This is a genomic window from Solidesulfovibrio fructosivorans JJ] (genome assembly GCF_000179555.1).
Taxonomy (GTDB): domain Bacteria; phylum Desulfobacterota; class Desulfovibrionia; order Desulfovibrionales; family Desulfovibrionaceae; genus Solidesulfovibrio; species Solidesulfovibrio fructosivorans.
Genome location: NZ_AECZ01000033.1, coordinates 1 through 21743, shown reverse-complemented (window position 1 = coordinate 21743; position 21743 = coordinate 1). Strand labels below are relative to the sequence as shown.

14 protein-coding genes are annotated in these 21743 nt (G+C 66.5%); 8 read left to right on the top strand and 6 right to left on the bottom strand.

Annotated features, from left to right (window positions below):
* Positions 1–65 precede the first annotated feature (65 nt).
* The 3 genes from htpG (at position 66) to DESFRDRAFT_RS17140 (ending at position 4342) form a co-directional block, all read left to right on the top strand.
* Positions 66–1961 carry a molecular chaperone HtpG gene (gene htpG, locus DESFRDRAFT_RS17150; RefSeq protein ID WP_005996044.1) on the top strand — a complete coding sequence of 632 codons (1896 nt, stop codon included), beginning with the start codon at positions 66–68 and terminating at the stop codon, positions 1959–1961.
* Positions 1962–2408: 447 nt separating this feature from the next.
* Positions 2409–3842, top strand: coding sequence for a DNA-3-methyladenine glycosylase 2 family protein (locus DESFRDRAFT_RS17145; protein ID WP_005996042.1), 1434 nt, complete (start codon positions 2409–2411; stop codon positions 3840–3842).
* Between the two features lie 11 nt (positions 3843–3853).
* Positions 3854–4342, top strand: coding sequence for a methylated-DNA--[protein]-cysteine S-methyltransferase (locus DESFRDRAFT_RS17140; protein WP_005996040.1), 489 nt, complete (start codon positions 3854–3856; stop codon positions 4340–4342).
* Between the two features lie 13 nt (positions 4343–4355).
* Here the strand turns inward: DESFRDRAFT_RS17140 and DESFRDRAFT_RS17135 are convergent, their stop codons facing one another.
* From DESFRDRAFT_RS17135 to DESFRDRAFT_RS17125, 3 genes are read right to left on the bottom strand one after another with little or no spacing between them, the layout of a single operon-like run.
* Complete coding sequence (locus DESFRDRAFT_RS17135; RefSeq protein WP_005996038.1) at positions 4356–5072, bottom strand: glycosyltransferase family 2 protein; 717 nt, start codon at positions 5070–5072, stop codon at positions 4356–4358.
* A 13-nt stretch (positions 5073–5085) separates the two neighbouring features.
* A complete protein-coding gene (locus DESFRDRAFT_RS17130; protein WP_005996036.1) occupies positions 5086–6255 on the bottom strand; it encodes a class II aldolase/adducin family protein in 1170 nt (389 codons plus the stop codon).
* Entirely contained in the window at positions 6243–7916 is a 1674-nt protein-coding gene (locus DESFRDRAFT_RS17125; protein WP_005996034.1) for an aldehyde ferredoxin oxidoreductase C-terminal domain-containing protein, read from the bottom strand. Before DESFRDRAFT_RS17125 ends, DESFRDRAFT_RS17130 begins: the two co-directional genes overlap by 13 nt.
* 147 nt (positions 7917–8063) lie before the next feature.
* On the opposite strand from DESFRDRAFT_RS17125, the gene DESFRDRAFT_RS17120 reads away from it, so the two are divergent.
* The 5 genes from DESFRDRAFT_RS17120 to DESFRDRAFT_RS17100 all read left to right on the top strand — a co-directional run bounded on the left by DESFRDRAFT_RS17120 (position 8064) and on the right by DESFRDRAFT_RS17100 (position 17640).
* Positions 8064–8870 (top strand): hypothetical protein, encoded by an 807-nt coding sequence (locus DESFRDRAFT_RS17120; RefSeq protein ID WP_005996032.1) that lies wholly within the window; start codon positions 8064–8066, stop codon positions 8868–8870.
* A gap of 168 nt (positions 8871–9038) precedes the next feature.
* A complete protein-coding gene (gene wecB / locus DESFRDRAFT_RS17115; protein WP_005996030.1) occupies positions 9039–10223 on the top strand; it encodes a non-hydrolyzing UDP-N-acetylglucosamine 2-epimerase in 1185 nt (394 codons plus the stop codon).
* Positions 10220–12511, top strand: a complete 2292-nt coding sequence (locus tag DESFRDRAFT_RS17110; RefSeq protein ID WP_005996028.1) for a glycosyl transferase family protein — start codon at positions 10220–10222, stop codon at positions 12509–12511. Before wecB ends, DESFRDRAFT_RS17110 begins: the two co-directional genes overlap by 4 nt.
* 173 nt (positions 12512–12684) lie before the next feature.
* On the top strand, positions 12685–16611 hold the full coding sequence (locus DESFRDRAFT_RS17105; protein WP_005996026.1) for a tetratricopeptide repeat protein: 3927 nt from the start codon (positions 12685–12687) through the stop codon (positions 16609–16611).
* A gap of 12 nt (positions 16612–16623) precedes the next feature.
* On the top strand, positions 16624–17640 hold the full coding sequence (locus DESFRDRAFT_RS17100) for a DUF4434 domain-containing protein (RefSeq protein ID WP_005996025.1): 1017 nt from the start codon (positions 16624–16626) through the stop codon (positions 17638–17640).
* Positions 17641–17791: 151 nt separating this feature from the next.
* On the opposite strand, the gene DESFRDRAFT_RS17095 is transcribed toward DESFRDRAFT_RS17100, so the two are convergent.
* From DESFRDRAFT_RS17095 to DESFRDRAFT_RS17085, 3 genes are all read right to left on the bottom strand, one after another.
* A complete protein-coding gene (locus DESFRDRAFT_RS17095) occupies positions 17792–19924 on the bottom strand; it encodes a molybdopterin-containing oxidoreductase family protein (protein WP_043795169.1) in 2133 nt (710 codons plus the stop codon).
* A 183-nt stretch (positions 19925–20107) separates the two neighbouring features.
* Positions 20108–20533, bottom strand: a complete 426-nt coding sequence (locus tag DESFRDRAFT_RS17090; protein ID WP_005996023.1) for a DUF1772 domain-containing protein — start codon at positions 20531–20533, stop codon at positions 20108–20110.
* A gap of 17 nt (positions 20534–20550) precedes the next feature.
* Positions 20551–21663: a DegT/DnrJ/EryC1/StrS family aminotransferase gene (locus tag DESFRDRAFT_RS17085; protein WP_005996022.1), complete on the bottom strand. Its 1113-nt coding sequence runs from the start codon at positions 21661–21663 to the stop codon at positions 20551–20553.
* Positions 21664–21743: the final 80 nt, after the last annotated feature.

Genomic DNA, 21743 nt, shown 5'->3' with positions numbered 1-21743 from the left:
AAGGGGTGCGAGCCTTTTTTGCGGCCGCCCGCCGGCCGGCCAAACCACGCAACAAGGAGTGACCCATGACCGCCGCTTCCGGGGAAACCCACGAATTCAAAGCCGAAATCCGTAAGCTCCTCGATATCATCACCCACTCCATCTACACCAATCGGGAAATATTTCTCCGCGAACTCGTCTCCAACGCCTCCGACGCCCTGGACAAGCTGCGCTTCGAAATAAGCAAGGGAACCACCATCGCCGACGCCGAAGCGCCCCTTGAAATCCGCATCACCACGGACAAGGACGGCGGCAGGCTCACCATCGCCGACACCGGCTGCGGCATGACGCAAAACGAACTCATCGAAAACCTCGGCACCATCGCCAAATCCGGCACCGAGGCCTTCATGAAGTCCGTGGCCGAAAACAAGGACGCCGCCTCGAACCTCATCGGCCGGTTCGGCGTGGGATTCTATTCGGTCTTCATGGTCGCCGACAAGGTCACCGTCACCTCCCGCTCCTTTAAGCCCGACGCCGCCCCGGCCCGCTGGATCTCCGACGGCTCGGGCAGCTTCTCCGTCGAGGACGTGGAGGGCGACGCCCCGCGCGGCACCACCATCGAGATCGAGCTGAAGGAAGACACCAAGGAGTACGCCGATCCGCAGCGCGTCAAGGACGTGTTGCGCAAGCACTCCAACTTCATCTCCTTCCCCGTCCTGGTCGACGGCGAAAAGACCAACACCCTACCCGCCCTGTGGCGCGAGTCCAAATTCAGCGTCACCCCGGAACAATACAAGGAATTTTATAAGTTCCTGACCTACGACGAAGAAGAACCCCTGGCCACCATCCATATAAGCGTCGACGCGCCGGTGCAGTTCACCGCCCTGCTCTTCGTCCCGGCCAAGGGACTCGGGCCCATGGCCTTCCGCGATGCCCTGCACAACGGCCTCGACCTCTACGTGCGCCGGGTGCTCATCTCCAAGGAAGTCAAGGAACTCATCCCCGAATACCTGGGCTTCGTACGCGGCGTGGTCGACACCGAAGACCTGCCGCTCAACCTCTCGCGCGAAACGCTCCAGGAAAACCTGGTGCTGCGCAAAATCCAGACCGTCATCGTCAAGCAGATCCTCGACAAGCTCAAAAGCCTGGCCAAGGAAGACCCGGACAAGTACGCCGCCTTCTTCAAGGAACACGGGCAAGCCCTCAAGCTCGGCTACGGCGACTTCGCCCACCGCGAAACCTTCGCCGAACTCATGCGCTTCGACTCCTCGGCCATCGAACGCGCCGACAACGACACCTCGCTCGCCGCCTACGTCGAACGCGCCAAGGAAGGCCAGAAATCCATCTACTACCTGTCCGGCCCATCCCGCGATGCCCTGGACTTAAACCCCCACCTGGAAATCTTCCGGGCCAAGGGCCTCGAAGTCCTCTACCTCTACGAGCCCGTGGACGAGTTCATCATGGACTCCATCCGCACCTACAAGGACCTGACCATCAAATCCGCCGAACTGGTCGAAGCCGGCGAACTGGACGCCTTCGAAGGCGAAGCCCCCAAAAAGGAAACCCCGGAGCTGTCCAAGGACGAGGAAGGCTCCCTCGACGACTTCCTCAAAAAGATCAAGGACCTTCTCGGCGACCGCGTCACCGAGGTGCGCCTGTCCACCCGGCTCACCCAAAGCCCGTCCTGCCTGGTCTCCCCCGACGACCACATGACCTCGAGCATGCAGAAAATCATGCGCATGGTCACCAAGGACACCTCGGTCCCGAAAAAAGCCCTGGAGCTCAACCGCGACCACGCGCTCATCCGTAACCTGCTCGCCATCTACCGCAACGACGCCGCCGACCCGTTTCTCGGCAAGGCCGTGGAACAACTCTACGACTCCGCCCTGCTCCTCGACGGCTACCTGTCCGACCCGCACCAGATGGTCGCCCGCATCAACGACCTCCTCGCCGACGCCAGCGCGTTGCATGTGAAGGAGTAGATAAGGCACCCGGGGGAGGGGACCCTTTTTTGAAAAAAAGGGTCCCCTCCCCCGGACCCCCACCCTCCCCAAAAACTTTCAAAGGGGTAGGCAATCACAAAGCCTCTTCCAAGGCTTCCAAAAGTAAAATTCCTTATCCTTTCGCCCCGAAGGGGCGGACGGCGTGGTGGCGGCGGCATTTGCCGGCGACGAGCTTGTCGCGAAGCGACATGCACCGTCCCGGCAAATGCCGCCGCCATCTTCTCCCCTCCGACCTCCCGCCAAACCAGCCAAGCCTCCGCCCGGCCAAAGCCGAATCGGGGGGTCCGGGGGGCCCGTGGCCTCCCGGCGGGTCCAGGGCAGCGCCCTGGCGGGGTCCGGGGCAGCGCCCCGGCTCCCTTTCCGCCAAGCCACAGCCATGTCCGAAAACGGCTAGCCACGTCCATGGGCAAGCGGTAGCCTGGGTGCATGTCGCTTGATGCCGCCAGTTGTTACCGTGCCTACCAGGCCAGGGACGCCCGATTCGACGGCCGCTTCTTCGTGGGCGTGACCTCGACGGGGATCTATTGCCGGCCTGTTTGCACGGCCAGGCTGCCCAAACCGAAGCATTGTCGTTTTTTCCCCAGCGCGGCGGCGGCCGAGGCGGCGGGTTTTCGGCCGTGCCTGCTCTGCCGGCCGGAGAGCGCGCCGGGGCTGTCCACGGTCCGGTCCGGGCAGCGGCTGGTCGAGGCGGCGGTGCGGCTTATGGGCGAAGGGTGTCTGGAGGATGGCGGCATCGAAGGGTTGTGCGCCAGGCTTGGCGTGACGGCCCGGCATTTGCGCCGCGTCTTCAAAAGCCGCTTCGGGATTTCGCCCGTGGCCTTCGCCCAGACGCAACGGCTGCTTTTGGCCAAAAAGCTGCTGACGGAGACGTCGCTGCCGGTGACGGACGTGGCCTTTGCCAGCGGTTTTTCCAGCCTGCGGCGCTTCAACGCGCTTTTTGCCAGTCGCTACCGCATGCCGCCCACGCGCTTGCGCGCCAGCGCCGCAGGCGAGTCCCCGGCCACGGATGCGCCGGGCCTGGAGCTCGGCTATCGTCCGCCCTACGATCTGGCGGGCCTGCTCGCTTTTCTGGGCGCGCGGGCCGTTGACGGCGTCGAAGCGGTGGAGGGCGGCATCTACCGCCGCACGGTGCGGCTCTCGCGCCACGGCGCGGACCATGCGGGATGGATCGCCGTGGGCCAGGCGGCGGGGAAAAACGCCTTGCGGGTCACGGTGTCGGCCGGGCTCATGCCGGTTCTGCCGCCGGTCCTGGCCCGGGTGTCCCATCTTTTCGACCTGGATTGCGATCCTTGGGCCATTGCCGACGGGCTTGCGGGCCTTGCCGCCGGGCATGAGGGCGTGCGCCTGCCCGGGGCCATGGACGGCTTCGAAGTGGCGGTGCGGGCCATTCTCGGCCAGCAGGTGACGGTGGCCGCCGCCCGCACCCTGGCCCGCCGGTTCGCGGCGGCTTTCGGCGAACCGTTGGACACGCCTTTTCGGGCGTTGACCACGGTATTTCCGGCCCCGGAGCGCGTGGCGGCGTTGTCTCTGGACGCCATCGCCTCGCTCGGCGTGATCGCCGGGCGGGCCCGGGCGATTCTCGCGCTGGCCCGGGCCGTGCGCGACGGGGAACTCGTCCTGTCGCCAGCGGCGGCCCCGGAAACAAGCCTCGAGGCGTTGCGGGCGTTGCCCGGCATCGGGGAATGGACGGCCCAGTACATCGCCATGCGGGCGCTGGGCTGGCCGGACGCCTTTCCCCACACGGACCATGGCGTGAAAAAGGCCCTCGGCGAGGCCGATGCCAAACGCGCGCTGCAACGGGCCGAGGTTTGGCGGCCATGGCGGGCCTATGCCGTCATGCACCTGTGGCGCACATTATAAGGAGGCTGGCCGTGCGAACCGCTGTCCGTCACGACACCACACTCGGACCCATGCTGCTCGTGGCCGAGGACGATATGCTGCTCGGAGCCTGGTTTTTGGGGCAAAAGCATTTTCCGGCCACAGCGCCGACGCCGGGAGCCGAACCGCCGGGGGACGTATGCCTTCGGGCGGCGGCGCAGATCGACGCCTATCTGGCCGGCCGAAGCATGGACTTCGCCATCCCGCTTGCCCCCAGGGGCACGCCGTTCCAGAAGGCCGTCTGGCAGGCGCTTCGCGCCATCCCTTACGGCGAGACGACCACCTACGGGGAGCTGGCCCGGCGGCTCGGCCGGCCAAGCGGCGCGCGGGCCGTGGGCGCGGCCGTGGGGCGAAATCCCCTTTCGATCCTCATTCCCTGCCACCGCGTCATCGGCGCAAACGGCGCACTCACCGGCTACGCCGGCGGGCTCGATCGGAAAAAGGCGCTGCTGGCGCTGGAAAAGGCGACCCGGCGGACGTGATCCTCGCGCCGGCCTAGCCGCGATGGAGCAGCCCGAAGCGGATGATCCACCAGAAGGCGGCGATGCCGTCGCGCCAGCCGATTTTTTTGCCTTCCTCGTAGGTGCGGCCGTAGTAGGAGACGGGCACTTCGTAGATGCGGGCCCGGAGCTTGGCCACTTTGGCGGTGAGCTCCGGTTCGACGCCGAAGCGGTCGCTTTGGATGTGGATTTTCTGGAGGATCTCTCGGCGGAAGACCTTGTAGCAGACTTCCATGTCCGAGAGGTTGATGTCGTTTAACATGTTGGAAAAAAGCGTCAGCAGCCTGTTGGCCACGGAGTGCCAGAAATAGAGCACGCGGTGGGGGCCACCAAGGAAGCGGGAGCCGAAGACGACGTCGGCTTTGCCGGAAAAGATGGGTTCGAGCAGCACGGGGTAGTCTTCGGGGTCGTATTCGAGGTCCGCGTCCTGGATGAGCACCACGTCGCCGGCGGCGGCGGCGAATCCGGTGCGCAGGGCGGCCGCCTTGCCCTGGTTTTTCTCGTGGAACAGCACGCGGATGCGGTCCGAGCCGTCAAGCCCTTGCAGGTACTGGCGGCTGCCATCGGTGGAAGCGTCGTCCACAAGGACCACTTCCCAGGTTTCCGGCCGGGCCAGCACCTTGGCCAGCACGACGGGGAGCGTCTGCATCTCGTTGTAGACCGGGATGACGATGCTGACGGTCAGAGGGGAAGAGTTGTGCGGCTCGTGCATGGATGGCTCCGTATCAGGCTTTGTAGCGCGCAAGCGTTTCGAAATAGCGGGCGCGGCAGGATGTTTCGATGGCGCACAGGGCAACGAGGGCTTTACTAAAGTCGTCGCGGCCCATGGTGAAGACGCCGTGGCCGAGAACGACCACGCCGCGCCGGCCGACAAGCGCCGGGGGCATGGTGTGGACGAGGCCCCGGGGGCCGCAGCCGACCTCGCCCGGCACGATGGGAATGTCGTCCAGAAAGCGGGATTTGTCGCAGGCGACGTGGCAGGCGTCGCGGTTGCGGCAATGGGGCTCGTCGCAGTCCATGGACATGATGACGGCGAATTTGGGATGGCCGTGCAGGATGGCCTTGCGGCCGTCTTTTTCAGCCAGGGCGGCGTGGGCCGAGAGTTCGCTCGAGGCGGTGAGCCCGGCGCAGGACGAACCGTCGAGGGGGCACAGGTCGATGGCCCCTTCGAGGGCGTCCAGGGCGCTGCCGGTCTGGCTGATGGCCAGCGTGCCGCGCAGGTTGTAGGAGATGTTGCCGAAGACCGAATCGACCAGCCCCAGGTCCACGGTGGCGCGTCCGGCCTGGGCCATGGCGGCCAGGGCGGCCTCGCGGTCGGCGAACGGGCCGGGCATAAGCGGCGGCACGCGTTCGGGCGGCGGCGGCAGGTGGGCCACGGCGGTCTCGAAGGCGCGATCCGCCCCGGCATCGCGAACGCCGGCGCGGCGGGCGGTGAGATAATCGGAAAAAAACTTCACGAATCCGGCAAAGGCCACCGAGGACACGGTGATGAAGGCCTGCTCGGGCGACAGCGCGCCGTGGGCCAGGATGCCGTGGCCGGGCAGGTAGGCCCCCTTGCGCCGGGACAGGGCCTCGGCGACCAGCGCCGCGTCCGGGCGTTCGATGACCGGGATATCGTGGAAGAAGGTGCGCGTCTCGCAGTCGCGGGGGCGGATGGCCGGGGCCTCGCGGGCGGCCAGGAATTCCAGGATGGCGCGGTAGGGCTCGGCCGGGGGCACGAGCATGAGGCAGGCCGCGCCGAGGCGGGTCGCGGCTGCGGCCAGCATCGCGTTTTGCGGCGCGTCGTCGCGGGAAAAGGTCACGGCGTCGTCGCAGCAGACAATGGCCGCCGCGCCGGGCGCGCACAGGCCGGCCCGGGCCAGCCGGTCGGCGAAAAGGCTTGTCAGCGCGTCCATGGCGCTTCCCTGGGAGCCGCCAGCGGCAGTCCCTCGGCGGACAGGCCGCACAAGCGGTAATATTTCGCCCGGGCGGCCAGAAAGGCGGCGCGATCGAGCGGCGGCACGTCGATGCCGTCCCCGCCCGAGCCGGGTTCGACGAAAAAACGCTCCGGCAGGTCGTCATCGGCGGCGGTCAGGCCGCACCGGACGTTTCGGGCACGCTCCCGGGCCACGACCGTTTGGCCCAGAGCGGCCAGATCGCCGGCCGCGACCGGTTCGCCCGTGACGGCGGCCAGGGCCAGCGCCCATTCCTCCAGGCTTATGGCCAGCCCCAGCCAGGGACAGCCGGCCAGACAGGCGACGGCGGCCACGGCGGCCTCGCCCAGAAAGACGGCCCGGGCCTTGCCTTCGAAGGTGAAGCGGTCCGTGGCCACGGGCTTGCGCAACAGTTCATGGGCCAGACAGCCGGCCCGCCAGGGATCGGGACCGGAAGCGCCGACAGCCAGGGACAGGGCCAGACCATAGGCCCCGCGCGGATCGAAGGCGGGCAGCTCCACGCCCCTCACCCGCAGGGCCGGCGCGGCAACGAGCGCCCGGCCGACCGCGTCCATGGCCGCAAGCGAAGCGACCCCCCGGCGCACGCCTTCGGGCGTCGCGGCCTCCCCGGTCCGTTCGGCCTCGGCGGCCAGGACCACCGCGCAGCCCGCCGCGTCGAGGCCCTGCTCCAGGCAGTATTGCCGGGCGAAAACCGCCAGATCCGGATCGGCCAGCCCGAGCAGGGCCGTGAAATGGGACAGCGCGTCCACATCGGGCAAAAGCCGGCCGCGAGCGTCCACCCGGCGGCAACCGACCGGACAGCCCGGACAGGTTTCGCCGTGTCCCTGGAAAAGCGCCTCCAGGCGCGGCGCGTTGACGGCCGGGGCTTCGGGGAAAAAGGTGCGCCGGAAATTGTCCGTCGGCTGCATGCGCCGCCCGGCGGTCAGATCGACCAGGGCGGCGGTGCCGAACCGGCCGAAGCCGCACGGACCGGCCAGCGCCGGGGCGGCGGCGATAAGGCGCTCCATGGCGGCGCGGGCCACGGCCAGACCGGCCGCGTCGGCCGGACGGATCTCGGCCGTACCGGAAGCGGCCAGAAAGACGACGTTTTTCGCGGCCAGAGCCGCTCCGCCCCCCGTGCCGCCGGCATCGTGCCAGCGGTCGGCCGCCACCGTGGCCAGGGGCGAGCCGGCAAGCGCCGCCGGGCCGGTCACCGCCGCCGCGTCGTATTCCCCAAGCAGGCTGTCGAAAATTTCCGTGGTGGTCCGGCCGGCCAAGCCGGCGGCGTCGACGAAGCGGACAGCGTCGTCGCGGATGGCCAGCCCCACCGGACGGGCCGATCCGCCCGTGAGGACCACGCCGGCAAGACCCGCCCGGGCCAGGGCATGGCCCAGGGAGCCGCCAAGGGTCGCGACAGCCGCCCCGCCGGTGCGTGGGGAGAAAAAAGCCAGGGAAACGTGTCCGGCCCCGGGCAGATCGAACCCGGCCAGCCGGCCCGGCGCAAAACAGACGGCGGCATCGAGCGCGCTTTCGTCCAAAAGCAGTCCGGCCATCCCCCTGCCGCCGACAAGGCCGGACGCGTCGCAAGGAACGCGGCGCGACGTCGCGGCGGTCAGGTCAATATGGAGGATTTCCGGATGCAACGGGGATGGCCTGCTTTTCGTTGATGCGCGGTTTTGTGCAGGGGACCTACCAGAAGGGGATGCACGAGGCAATGCGGCCGCCGGCCTAAAGCCCGGGCCGAACCGGCCGATAGGCTTCATTAAGGATTGCGTCGTCGAGGAACGTCCATGGAGATTACAGCCCTTCATACCCAGCAGTCCGGTCTCTCCAGTCTGCTCCCCCAAACCGACAAGGCGGACGCCCGGGGGCTCAAACTCGGCCGCTATTCCGAGCAGGCCGAGACCACGCCGGTGCTGGCCGCCAAATCCTCCGGCACGACCTCGGACACCTTTGCCGCCGAAATCCTGCGCCGGCTCCAGGACGCCCAATCCGCCAGCAACGCCGGGGCGCTCATCGACAGCGGCGCGGCCGGGGACCTGCAAACCTCGCTGTCGGAGGCCATCGACGCCATCCGGGAAAAGCACGGCGACGCCGCGGCCACGGCGGTCATGGGCATCATCGTCAAGGGCGTGGGCGACGGCTCGGGCGGCGAGGACGCCGTGGGCAACGCGCTTGTCTCCTCGCTCAAGTTCATCGACCGCAATTTCGGCATCGCCGCCGGCGACGCGGCCATCGCCAACTTCAACGGCGCGCTCAACGACGCGGTCAACGGCTATTTCCAAAACGGCCACAACGAGCTTTTCTACGCCTCGGACGGCACCGGGACCACGGATACCATCCAGTCCACCCTGGCCTCGGCCATCGACGACGTGTCCAAGCGGTTCGGAGACGCCACGGCCGACGCCGTCTCGGACATCCTGACCGCGAGCCTCGAAGCGACCGGTACGGACCGCAAGGGCCTCGGCACGGCCCTGTCCGCCGCCGACGCCTACCTGCAAGGCCAGTACGGCGACGACGCCGGCATCGATCCGGGCGTCCTACCCGGAGTCCAGGCTTCCCTGGCCAAGGGCTCCGTCCTGGACCTGACCATCTAGCTCTCCTCTTTCCCCTGCCTCCGCACACTCCGGCGGCACGTAGGGCCCCGATGCGGCCATGCCCCCTTGCGTCCTCTCCGGGCTTGGTTATTATATTGATTGATTTCAGACCGTTTTTATCCGAAATAAGGAAACCATGTCCACGGTCTGATCCCGGAAGGAGCAGGCATGTCCGAAAAATACCATGTCGCCGTCATCGTCGGCACGCGGCCGGAAGGCATCAAAATGGCCCCGGTGATACACGCCCTGGCCACGCGTGGCGACACCTTGCGCCGCAGCATCGTCTCCACCGGACAGCACCGGGAAATGCTGGCCCAGGCCCTTTCGCTTTTTTCCATCGAGCCCGATGTGGACCTGGCCCTCATGACGCCGGACCAGAGCCTGTCCGGCCTGACCCAGGCCGCCATCGGCGGACTAACGGAATGCCTCTCCCGGCTGCGACCGGACATGCTGCTGGTCCAGGGCGACACCACCACCGTGTTCGCCGCCTCGTTGGCCGCCTTTTATGGCGGCATCCCGGTGGGGCACGTGGAGGCCGGGCTTCGCAGCCACGACATGGCCAATCCCTTTCCGGAAGAGGCCAACAGACGCCTGACCAGCGTATTGGCGGGGCTCCACTTCGCTCCCACCCCCCTGGCCAGGGAGGAACTGCTGCGGGAGGGACACGACCTGGCGCGCATCATCGTCACCGGCAACACCGTGGTCGACGCCCTGCTCGGGCTATCCGAAACCCTGGGGCCGGGGCGCTGCCCGCTGCTGCGGGAACTCGCGCCCCAAGCCGGCCGGTTCGTGCTGGTCACCTCCCACCGCCGCGAAAGCTGGGGCGAGGCGTTGCGCCACATCTGCGCCGCCGTGGCCGACCTGGCCCGGGCCTTTCCCGACGTGGCCTTCGTCTACCCGGTGCACCGCAACCCCCATGTGCGCGAGGTGGCCTTCCCCACCCTCGGCGGGCTCCCGAACGTGCTCCTGACCGATCCGCTCGATTACCGGTCCTTTGTGCCGCTCATGCGCGACGCGACCCTCATCCTGACCGATTCCGGCGGCGTGCAGGAGGAGGCCCCGACCTTTCGCACCCCAGTGCTGGTCTTGCGTCAGGTCACCGAACGGCCCGAGGCCTCGCGCCTGGGGCTGGCCAAACTGGTCGGCACGGACCGGGCGACCATCGTGGCCGAGGCGACGCGGCTGTTGACCGATGAAACGGCCCGTGAAGCCATGCGGCGCGGCCCCAATCCCTACGGCGACGGCAGGGCCGCCGACCGCATCGCCGAAGCGATCTGCCGCTTCGCCGCCGGCGACCGGCCCGTGCTTCCGACCGACCAACAGTTCCAAGACCAGGAGGGCCCGCAGCCATGACCACCTTCGAACTCATCATGCCCTACGCCCTGCTCGGGCTCCAGCTGTTGCTGATCGGACTTGGCGTCATTTTCCTGCTCAGCGGCTTCGACGAACTTTTCATCGATATCGTCTACATGCTGCGCCAAGCTTACCGGTACCTGATCATCCGGCGCAAACACCCGCGCCTGACCGAAGAGCAGCTGCTCGCCCCGCCGGAAAAGCCCGTGGCCATCATGATCCCCTGTTGGGACGAATCGGCCGTCATCCGGCGCATGCTCGACAACACCATCCGCACCCTCAACTATTCCAATTACCAGATTTTCGTCGGCACCTACCCCAACGACCCCAAGACCCAACGGGAAGTGGACCTGGCCCGGGAGGCGTACGGCAACGTCAACCGCATCGTGTGCCCCAAAGACGGCCCCACCAACAAGGCCGACTGCCTCAACTGGGTCTACGCCGGCATCAAGCACTACGAAAAGGAACACGGGACCACCTTCGAAATCTTCGTGATGAACGATTCCGAGGATCTGGTCCATCCCCTGTATTTGAAGCTCTTCAACTACCTCATTCCCCGCAAGGACATGATCCAGCTGCCGGTCTTCCCGCTCATCCCCAAGTGGTGGCGCTTCACGCCCGGCCATTACGCCGACGAATTCGCCGAAAACCACGCCCGGGACATGCTGGTGCGGGAAATCCTGAGCAAGTCCGTGCCCTCGGCCGGGGTGGGCAGCGGCTACAGCCGCCGGGCCCTGGAGATGCTGGCCGAGGCCAACAACAACCAGCTTTTCAACATCGATTCCCTGACCGAGGACTACGATTTCGGCCTGCGCATGCACAAATTCGGCCTGCGCCAGGTGTTCGTACGCCAGGTGCTGCACCGCCGGGTCAGCCGCAAGAGCCGTTTTACCGGCAAGCCCCGCGCCGTGACCAAGCCGGAATTCATCGTCATCCGCGAATACTTTCCCCGCACCTTCCGGGCGGCGGTGCGCCAGAAATCCCGCTGGATCATGGGCATCGCCCTGCAAGGCTGGGCCAGCCTCGGCTGGCAGGGGGGCTTCTGGACGCGCTACATGCTCTACCGCGACCGCAAGGCCCTTCTCACCAACCAGATCAGCATGCTGGCCAACTGCATCGTCCCGGTGGTCGCGGCGCTTTGGCTCTACCAGCTCCTTTTCCCCGACGCCTACCATTATCCGCCCATCGTCGAGGCCGGGACCTGGCCCTGGTATCTGCTTCTGGCCAACATCTTCTTCTTTTTCTGGCGCGCGGGCATGCGCATGCTCTACGTCTGGCGCGTCTACGGCTTCTGGCAGGGGCTGCTCTCCGTCCCCCGGCTCATCTGGGGCAACACCATCAACTTCGTGGCCACCATGCGGGCGCTGAGGCTCTATGCCCGCTTCCTCGCCACCGGGAAAACCATCGCCTGGGACAAGACCGACCATGTCTATCCTTCGGAAGCGGAACTGGTGAGCTACCGCCGCCGCCTGGGCGACCTGCTGCTGGACCGGCGCTTCGTCACCGTGGCCCAACTCGACGCCGCCCTGGCACGCCAGAAGGAGACCGGCCAACCCCTCGGGCAGGTGCTTTTGGACATGGGACTGACCAGCCAGCACGAACTGGTCCAGGTATTGGGGCAGCAATTCCGTCTGGAACCCCGGGAAATCGATCCCTATCTGGTGCCCCTGGACGCCATCGCCGCCCTGCCGCGCGAAGTGGCCGTGGCCAACGGCGTCTTTCCCCTGGAAATCCTGCCGAGCGGCTCACTGGCCGTGGCCGTGGAGAGCCCGCCCTCACCCCAGGCCCTCATGGACATGGAAAAGGCCGCCGGCCGGTCCATCGAGCTCTTTTTGGCCGCCAAAAGCGATCTGGCCTTCGCCATCCGGCGGGGCTTCGAGCGGCTGGACGAAAGCACCACGCCGGAGGAACACTCCGTCGGGAAATTTCTCAAGGACCGCCAGATGGTGACCGAGGAGCAATTCGAAGACGCCGCCCGCAAGCGCCGCGCCTGCTACACGCGCCTCGGCGACATCCTGGTGCGCGGGCAGGTCCTCGACTATGCGCGGCTCCAGGAAGCCGAGGCGCGCTTCCGTTCCCGCGCCCAGTCCACGGGCCGCTTCGGCGATTTCCTGGTCGGCCAGGGCTACATCACCACCGACCAACTGGCCCAGGCCCTGCGCGAACAGGAAACCTCCTGTCCGCCACTGCGCGAGGTGCTGTGTCAGCTCGGCTACGCCACACCGGACATGTTGGCGGACGCCGCCCGGGAGATGGATGCGGCGTCGCCCGCCCCTGTCACAAAATAAAACAAACACGGGGCGGAGATTGAATCAAACAAACGGGAGGGACGCGGCACCCACCCTCCCGTAATATTTTCCCTTCTTTTTCTGCAAGATACGATTCATGCGGTTTTGGACTGGTTCTTGCTTTTGCGAAAGCGGCCCCGCTGTACCAACCCAGGCCATACGTGGACCACACCATGCAAAGCACCCGTTGCCGCATCATTTTCGTCCTGCCCCTCCTGGTCCTCTGCCTCGCGGGCGGACAGGCCCTGGCCGCGGGGAATGCCCACGAAGTCGGCGCGACCGACGGCAAAGACAAGAGCTGGATCGGCAGGCAGCTGTCGCATTTCAAGGCCTATCCGCATCTGGACATGGCTTACCGCCGCATGAAGGAAAACCGGCTCGAGGACGCGCAAAAAGAATTCGAGCTCTATCTCAAGCTCCAGCCGGACGACCTTGCCGCGCGCGGCGATTACATGGACCTGCTCTACGACCTGGGCCGCTACGACGCGGCCATGGCCGAAGCCCATCGCATCCTGGCGGCCAAGCCCGACAACGCCGCCGCCCTGCTCACCTCGGGCCTTTGCCTCATGCGCGCCGGCGACCTCAAATCCGCCGTCGCCCCCATGGAGCAGGCCGTGGCCCTGACCAAGGACAAGCCCGTACCGCACCGCGTGGCCGTTTTGGCCACGGCCGACGTGCTGGCGAAGCTCGGGCGCTACCAGCAAGCCCTGTCCCTGCTCTCCGGCCTGCCCGAAACCGCGGACAACTACGCCCTCGATCAGGCCAAGGGGGTGCTGTGGGCCAAGAAGGGGGACGCGGCCCAGGCGGTATCGGCCTTTGAAAAGGCCCTGGCCGCCGCCGGAAACGACAAGGAAAAACTCGCCACACTGCGCGCCCTGGCCGTGGCCAGCGCGGACACGGGCGATGCGCGAAAGGCCGGCGCGTATCTGACCGAAGCCCGCGCCCTGGCTCCGAAGGATCCCGATCTTTTGCACCAGCAGGCCGTCCTGGCCAACAAGGCCGGCCGGTTCGAAGAGGCCGCCCGCCTGGGCCAGGAACTGACGCGGCTGGCCCCGACCCTGGAAAACAAGCTCTTTTTGGCCAACGTCCTGGCCTCGCTCAAGCGCTACGACGCCGCCGCCGCCGAACTCACGCCGCTTCTGGCCCAAAAGCCCAAACCCAAGGAAGCCTACCGCCTCAACATGCGTCTGGGCGTGCTGGCCATGCAGGCGGACAAGCCCGACGAGGCGGCCGCCTATTTCCGCGCCGCCGTGGACCTGCGCCGCGAGCCCCTGGCCCTGATCCGGCTGTCCCGGGCCGAACAGCGCGCGGGGCGCACCCAGGAAGCCGCCCAGGCGCTGCACGAGGCCGTGAGCATGGGCGCGGACCCGAACACCCTGCTCGAACTGGCCACGCTGCTCACCAAGCTCGACAAGAATACCGCCGCCATCACCTATCTCGACAAGGCCCTGGCCGAAGCCAAGGACCCGCAACAGCGTTCCCATATCCTGGCCATGAAGGCCACGCTTTTGGCCGAAACCGGGGACAACGCCGCCGCTCGCAAGGTCCTGGAGGAAGCGCTCCAGGCTCCGGGCGCGGACAAGGCCCGGCTGTTGACCCAGCTTGGCGAGACGAACCTGCGCCTGGGCGACGCCCCGGCGGCCGTGGCCGCCTTCACCCAGGCCCTCTCGGCCGGCGCGGGGCAGGATATCCAGGCCTCCCTGGCCGAAGCGCTCGTCAGGGATGGGCAGGTCGAACGGGCGCTTGGCATCTACAAGACCCTGGTCGAGAAGGCCGCGACCCCCCAAAAGCGCGACGCCTACCGCCTGGCCGTGGCCAACCTGCTTTCGCGCCTGGGCCGCAACGCCGAGGCCGCCCCCATCTTCAAGGAACTGGCCGCCGCCGGGCAACCCGCCCTGCTGCGCCAGGCCGGCGAGAGCTTCGCCGCCGCCGACATGGACAAGGACGCCATCGCCAGCCTCGAGGCCTTTACCCGCCAGGACATCAGCCCCGCCGACAAGGCCGAGGCCCTGCTCGCCCTCGGCAACGTCTACGCCGGCCGGAAAAATGCCGCCAAGGCCTATGACGCCTTCGAGCAGGCCTCGCGCCTGGCCTCGAACCTGCCCCGGGACAAGCAGGCGGAAATCGCCCTGGGCCTCGGCACCTCGGCCGCGCTTTCGGGTCGGCCGGCCAAGGCCGTCGAACCCCTGAGCCGGGCCCTTGGGCTTCTCGATAACGGCCCGCGCAAGGCCAAGGCCATCATGACCCTGGCCCAGGCCTACGGCACGTTGGGCAACAGTCAAAAAGCCATCGCCTTCTGGCGGCAGGCGGCCGCCGCGCCCGGGGCGCTTCGAAGCGACGTCGCCGCCTCCCAGGAAAACCTCGGCTACGCCCTGACCGGGGCCGGCGACCTGCCCGCCGCCGAAAAGGCCTTCCGCCGCGCCCTGGCCCTGTCCGGCCCCAACTGGCGGCTGCTCTCCGCCCTGGGCCAGATCGCCTACAAGACCGGCCGCTACCAGGAAGCCCTGGACGACTTCACCAGGTCCCTGGCCCTCAATCCCGACCCGGCCACCCGCATCGCCATGGCCCTGTGCTACGAAAAGCTCGGCAAGCCGGGTCTGGCCCTGGTCGATTACGACAAGGCCGCCCCGGACCTCGCCTCTCTCTCGGCCCAGGATCGCCGCGCCTATTACCGGGCCCAGGGATTCCTCTACGCCGGGGAATCCCGCAACGAGGCCGGCATCGAGGCCTTCAAGGCCACCTTGGAACTCGGCTACGATCCGGAAACGGCCACGCGCCTCGGCCGTCTGGAACGGCTGGCCGGCCATCCCGAGGAAGCCAAAAAGACCCTCGAAGCCGTGGACCCGGCAACGCTTCCCCCGGACCTCAAGATCATGCGCCTGTCCGAGCTGGCCAGCCTGGCCGAGGCGGACAAGGATTACGACAGGGCCCGCAAGTTCCTCGAAGCGGCGCTGGCCATACGCCCGGACGCCGACACGGAATTTCGCCTGGGCAACGTGCTGCGCGACAGCCACCACGTGAAGGAAGCCATCGAGGCCTACCGCCGGGCCGTGAAGCTCGACGACGCCAACCGCTACCTGACCGCCCTGGGCTACGCCCTAAGCGAGGACAAGCAGTACGCCGCGGCGGCCGAGGTGTTCGAGACCGTGCTCCACCGCGACCCGGACTACCTGCATCTGTGGGAGGACCTCGGCTACGCCTACATGCACGAGTGCGAAAACAACAAATCCGTGGACCGCTTCAAGCGCGCCATCGACAACGCGCCGCTGCGCCCGGTGGACAGCCCGGCGGACCGGGAAAAGCTGGACAAGGACGTCTACCGGATGCGCAAGGAAGTAACCAAGCTGGAGACGCACTTCACCACCACGGCCTACATGTCCTACATCGCCGGGGACGCCGGGCCGCTGCCCTCCTCCGGGGGCGACTCCATGGACACCATCCGCTCCGGGGCCGGCGCGGAGTTCGCCTGGATTCCGCCCAAGGTCGGCTTTCGCGACGACCGCATTCTCCAGGTCATCGGCCGGGTGACGGCCAGCTTCAACAAGGACAGCCTGGAAATCGACGACAAGTCCTGGCAGGGCGCGGCGGGACTGCGCTACAAGCCCTTCAAGACCCAGAACCTCAACGTCGGCGTCGAGCGGCTGTTCAAACTCGGCAAGGCGGCCGAGGACAACTGGCTGCTGCGGGCCATGTATTCCCTGACCGACGGCTACGACGTCAAACCGAAAGAAAAATACTGGAATTATTCATACTTCTACGGTGAATACGACTACTACACCGAAAACGACCCGCGCAGCATGTTTTACGCCGAAGGCCGGCAGGGCATCTCGTTCAACGTCCGCGACCGCTTCCTCATCACGCCCCACGTGGTGGCCGACGTGCGGGTCTGGTCGCCGGACCTCAACGAGTCGTCCTACGTGGAAGGCGGCGGCGGGTTGTCATTCAAATACCTCTTCAACCGCGCCGACTACGAGGTGGAACGCTCGTCCCTGGAATTCCTGCTGCAATACAAGTACGGGACGCTTTTCAACAAAACCAAGGTCACGGACAGGGAAAACGTCATCAACGCCCTGTTTCTGACCACCATTCTCAAATTCTGATCGGAGGGGGCCATGGCAAGCGCTTTTCGCCGCATCGTCCCGGCACTGCTGTGCCTCCTTGCGCTGCTCGGCCCCACACGGCCGGCGGCCGCCGAGACGCCGGGTTTCACCGGCACCTTTCTCCAGCTCCTGGCCGACCATGATTCCTGGGACGCCAACCGTTGGCAGGCGCTTTTCACCGCCCTGCGCGCCATCGGCGTGGATGAAGTGGTGGTGCAGTGGAGCGTCAACGATAAGGCTCCCACCTACCAAAGCGAGCACTTCACCGCCCCGCCGAACATCGCCTTGCCGGCCGTGCTCCAGGCGGCCAGGGCAAGCGGCATGCGCCTCATGCTGGGGCTCGTGCACGATTCGGCCTACTGGGAGAAAATCAAGCGGGACCCCAAGCTCGTACGCGTCTATTTCCGCCGGCTGCTCCTCGAAAGCTTGGCCGCCGCCAAGGAGCTTGCCGCGCTTACGGCGGAAGATCCGACCGTCGTCGGTTATTACATTCCCCAGGAAATCGACGACCGCAGCTGGCTCGAACCCGATCGCCAGGACGTGCTGGTGGAATACCTGACCGATTTGCGGGAAGGCCTGCGCCAGATCGCGCCGGGCCTGCCCGTGGCCGTGTCCGGATTTTCCAACGCCTTTGCCGAGCCCCTCGTGCTGCGCCGGCTCTGGACGCGGATTCTCGGCGCAAGCGGCATCGACCGGGTGCTCTTCCAGGACGGCGTGGGCGTGGCCAAGCTGCTCCACGGCGAAACCGGCATCTTCCTGACGGCGGTTTCCCAGGCCGCCCAGGAGACCGGCCGGGCCTTCACCCCGGTCGTCGAAACCTTCACCCAGGTCGCCGGACCGCCGATCAACGACAAGCCGTTCCAGGCCATTCCCGCGCCCCTCGAGCGCCTGAAAAAGCAGCTCGACACGGCCGGACGCCTGCCCCACGACGGCATCGTCGCCTTCAGCCTGCCTGAATACTGCTCGCCCTTCGCTGGCCCGGCCGCGGCGGCGCTCTACGCGCAGTACAAAAGCGCCTTCATCCACTGACAGGAAGAGGGGAGAAGAGAATGCGAGAGGGGAAACCCTTTAAAAAGGGTTCTCCCCTCTCGCGCTCTCCCCTTCCTAAAGTTTTTATCTTTTAGTTGGTTATAGAGAATACGTTTTTCGAGGGAAGGATAGGGAGCCGATTGGGCGGAGGCTAGCCCGGCTCCTTTTCCACGGCGCAGAGAAGTCCGCGCAGCTGGTACGAGCCGAAAGCCGGATCATAGGGCGGGCCGTCATTGGTCAGGACGTTGGCGTTGGACTCGAAAGCCCCGAAATCGAACCCGCCGCGCTCGGGAAACCACCAGCCGTGGTCGACGCTGACCACCCCTTCCCGGATGTCGGCCGTGACCTTGGCCCGCATGCGGATGGCCCCGCGCGGGCTTTTGACCCGCATCCAGTCGCCGTCGACGATGCCGAAGCGGGCGGCCGTGGCCGGCCCAAGCTCGGCCAGGGGATCGGGACGCCTCTTGCGAAGCCCGGCCACCTGCCGGCCGTCGCTGTGGAAAAATTCCAGCCGCCGCGCCCCGGTGGTCAGAACCAGCGGGAATTCGCGCGCCACCTCCGGCGCGGACACCGGACTTTCCGGCGGTTCGGCAAAGGACGGCAACGGATCGTAGCCCAGCCGGGCCAGCGCCTTGCAGGATAATTCCACCTTGCGACTCGGCGTGCGAAAGCCCTTTTCCGCAAACCGCCGATAGACGGGTTCGGCCATGACCATGAACCGGTCGGCCAGCTCGTCGAAGGTCAGGCCGATGGGCTTCAAGCGCTGGTCGAGAATGTCGGGGAGCGTCTCATCGGCCCCGGGAAGTCCCAGACGCCGGGCCAGGTCGCTTAAAATCAGCTCGTTTTGCCGACACTCGCCCACATGCGCCAGCTTGCGATGGGCAAAGACCGCGCGCGGGGCCACCAGCGGCAGCTCGATGATCTGGTCGATCTCGGGCCAATAGGCCGAAGGCAGCACGTAATCGGCCAACGCGGCGGTCGGGGTCATGAAATGATCGGCCACGACGAGCAGGTCCAGGGCGCGAAGGGACCGCAGTACACCCAGGCTGTTGGCCACGGTGGCCAGGGGATTGTTGCCGAAAACGAGCAACGCCCGCACCCGGTAGGGCTCGCCCGTGCGCATGGCCCCGAAAAGCCCGGGGATGTGCGCCGCCGGCATGAAGGCCCGAAACCCGCCCAGAAGCTTGAACCGGTCGGCCCCGATGCGCTTGGCCAGGGCGTCCGGCGGCAGGGCTTGGCGCATGACCGGATAGGCGGCCACCAGGTCGTGGCCAAAGACATCCCCGCCCGGAATGTCCAGATTGCCGGTCAGCCCGCGCAGGATGGCCACGGCCCGCACGGTTTGCAGGCTGTTGGGGTTCTGCTCCAACGACACGCCCCACTCGAGGATGGACGGCTTGTCCAGGGCGTAGCGCCGGGCGGCCTCGAGAAGCGAGGCCGCCGGCACGCCGGTCACCTCCTCGGCCCACTCGGGCGTGGCCTCCCCCACCCGCTCTCGAAGCGCCTCGAACCCGGAACCGTAGGCCTCAACGAACTCCCGGTCGTACCAGCCCTCTTCAATGATGGCCCGGATCATGGCCATGGCCAGCGCCGCGTCGGTGCCGGGCCGGATCGGCAGCCACAGGCCGCAACGCCTGGCCGTCTCGCTGCGCCTGGGGTCGACGGCGATGCCGTAGGCTCCCCCGGCCAGGGCCTTTTTGATCGGAAAGGCCAGCTCGCCGTCCGGACCGGAGACCAGCGGATTGTGGCCCCAGAAAAGGATGGTGCGCGGCGGCACGTCGCCGTAATAGTCCCCGGCCACGAAGCCGCCATAGGTCAGGTTGCAGGCCGTGATGCGCGGAATGAAACAGTTGGCCAGCCCCGGCTCGTACCAGTTGGGCGTGCCGAAGGTGTTGGCGAAGCGGATGACGTGGAAATAATGGTGCCGGCCGGTGCCCTGGCCCAGGGCCACGGACTCGGGGCCGGATTCCCGGCGAAACGTATCCAGGCGGGCGGCGATGTCGGCCAGGGCCTCGTCCCAGGAAACGCGGACGAATTTCCCCGCGCCCCGTTCGCCCACGCGCTTAAGCGGATAACGCAGCCGGTCCGGATGGTACATCGCCTCGGGCGTGGACAGGCCCTTGACGCACATGCGGCCGCAATTAAAGGGCGATCCCGGCCAGGGTCGCACCCGCGTCACCCGTCCGCCGACAACCGTCACCCGGGTCGCGCAACCGCCGTGACAGACACGGCAGACGCTCCGGAACTCGCCGTCAGGCCAAAGGGAAGTGGCAAGAGAGGACATAGGAACCGGGGGGAAACCTTTCTGGAGAAAGGTTTCCCCCCGGACCCCCTTTCCAAAGACTTTTAATGGAAACAAAATGTTCCCCATAGCCCACCCGTAACCATTATAAACTTTAGGAAGGGGAGAGCGCGAGAGGGGAGAACCCTTTTTAAAGGGTTTCCCCTCTCGCTATCTTCCCTCCCTCTAAAGCGCAGCAAAAAAACTCAGTACGGCCAGGAAACCGAGCCCCGTGCGCACGACGTGGAGAATGTTCCACTTTTCCAAAAGCGCCCGGATGCCGGCATCGGCGTCCTCGGCGTTCGTCGCCATGAGCGTGGTATTGAGGGGCATGATCCACTTGCGCGTCACCACCCAGATGGCGCAGGTGAAAAGCGAGCCCGTCAGATACAGCCCCTTGCCCGTCCAGAGAAGCCCGACCATGCCGAAAAAGAAGCCGGCCATGACCAGGTATTCCTGCATCCGCCTGGCTCTCGGGTAGCTGCGCTGCCACTGGGCCAGCATGTCGGCATCCAGGAAAACGCGCCGGGCGGGATGCTCGACGATGTTGATATACAGGGCCGCGCCGGTAAAAGCGGCCATAATGGCCAAAGCGATGGCGCCGAATTCCACGGGGAAACTCCTTGGGCTTAGGCCCCGACCGCGTCCAGGGTGTCGCGCAGGGCGGCGATGGCCGTATCCTGCTCGGCGTCCGTGAGCGACGGGTACATGGGCAACGAAAAAATCTCCTTGGCCGCCCGCTCGGTTTCGGGCAGGTCGCCTTCCTTGTAGCCCAGATACGTATAGCCCGTCATGGTGTGGATGGGCCAGGGATAGCTGATGTTGACGTTGACGCCCCGCTCCTTGAGCCCGGCGATCACGGCGTCGCGCTTTTCGTGGCGCGCCACGTACAGGTAATAGGCGTGTTCGTTGCCGGGGGCCACGGCCGGCAGGGTCAGCGGCGTGTCGGCGAGCTCGGCGTCGTAACGCGCGGCCAGCTGCCGCCGGCGGGCGATGTAGTCCGGCAGGTGCTTGAGCTTGCCGAGCAAAATCGCGGCATGGATCTCGTCCAGGCGCGAATTGTAGCCGTGCTCCAGGGCGTAATAGGTCTTTTCCATGCCGTAAAAACGCAGGCGCTTGAGCTTTTTCGCCGTCTCTTCGCTTCCCGTCAGCACCATGCCGCCGTCGCCGTAAGTGCCGAGAATCTTGGTCGGGTAAAAGGAAAACGAGGCCGCGTCGGACATGGAGCCGGCCACCCGCCCGTTTCGCGCCGCGCCATGGGCCTGGGCGCAGTCTTCCACCACGCGTAGCCCGTGGCGATCGGCCACTTCCCGCACAGCCTCCATGGCCGCGCACTGGCCGAAAAGATGCACGGGCAAAATGGCCCTGGTGCGCGGGGTCACGGCCGCTTCCAGCTTGCCCGCGTCCATCAGATACGTGGCCGGATCGATATCCACGAACCGCGGCACTCCCCCGGCGCTGACAATGGCCGAAACCGTGGGCACGGCCGTATTGGCGACGGTGATCACCTCGTCGCCGGGCTGTATCCCCACCGCCAGCAGCGCCAACATCACGGCGCTCGTGCCGTTGTCGCAGCCCACGCCGAACCGCGTCCCGCAATAGCCGGCAAACGCCTCCTCAAAGGCGGCCACATGCGGCCCCAAAATCAGCTTGCCAGACTCCAAAACAGCGGTAACGGCGGCCAGGATCTCCTCCCGCTCCGCTTCATATTCCTTCAAATATCCCCAAACATTGACCGCCATAGTCGTTCCTTGTGAGGAGAGGAGCGGAGAGAGGAACCGGGGGGCGGGAACCCTTTTTTGGTAAAAAAGGGTTCCCGCCC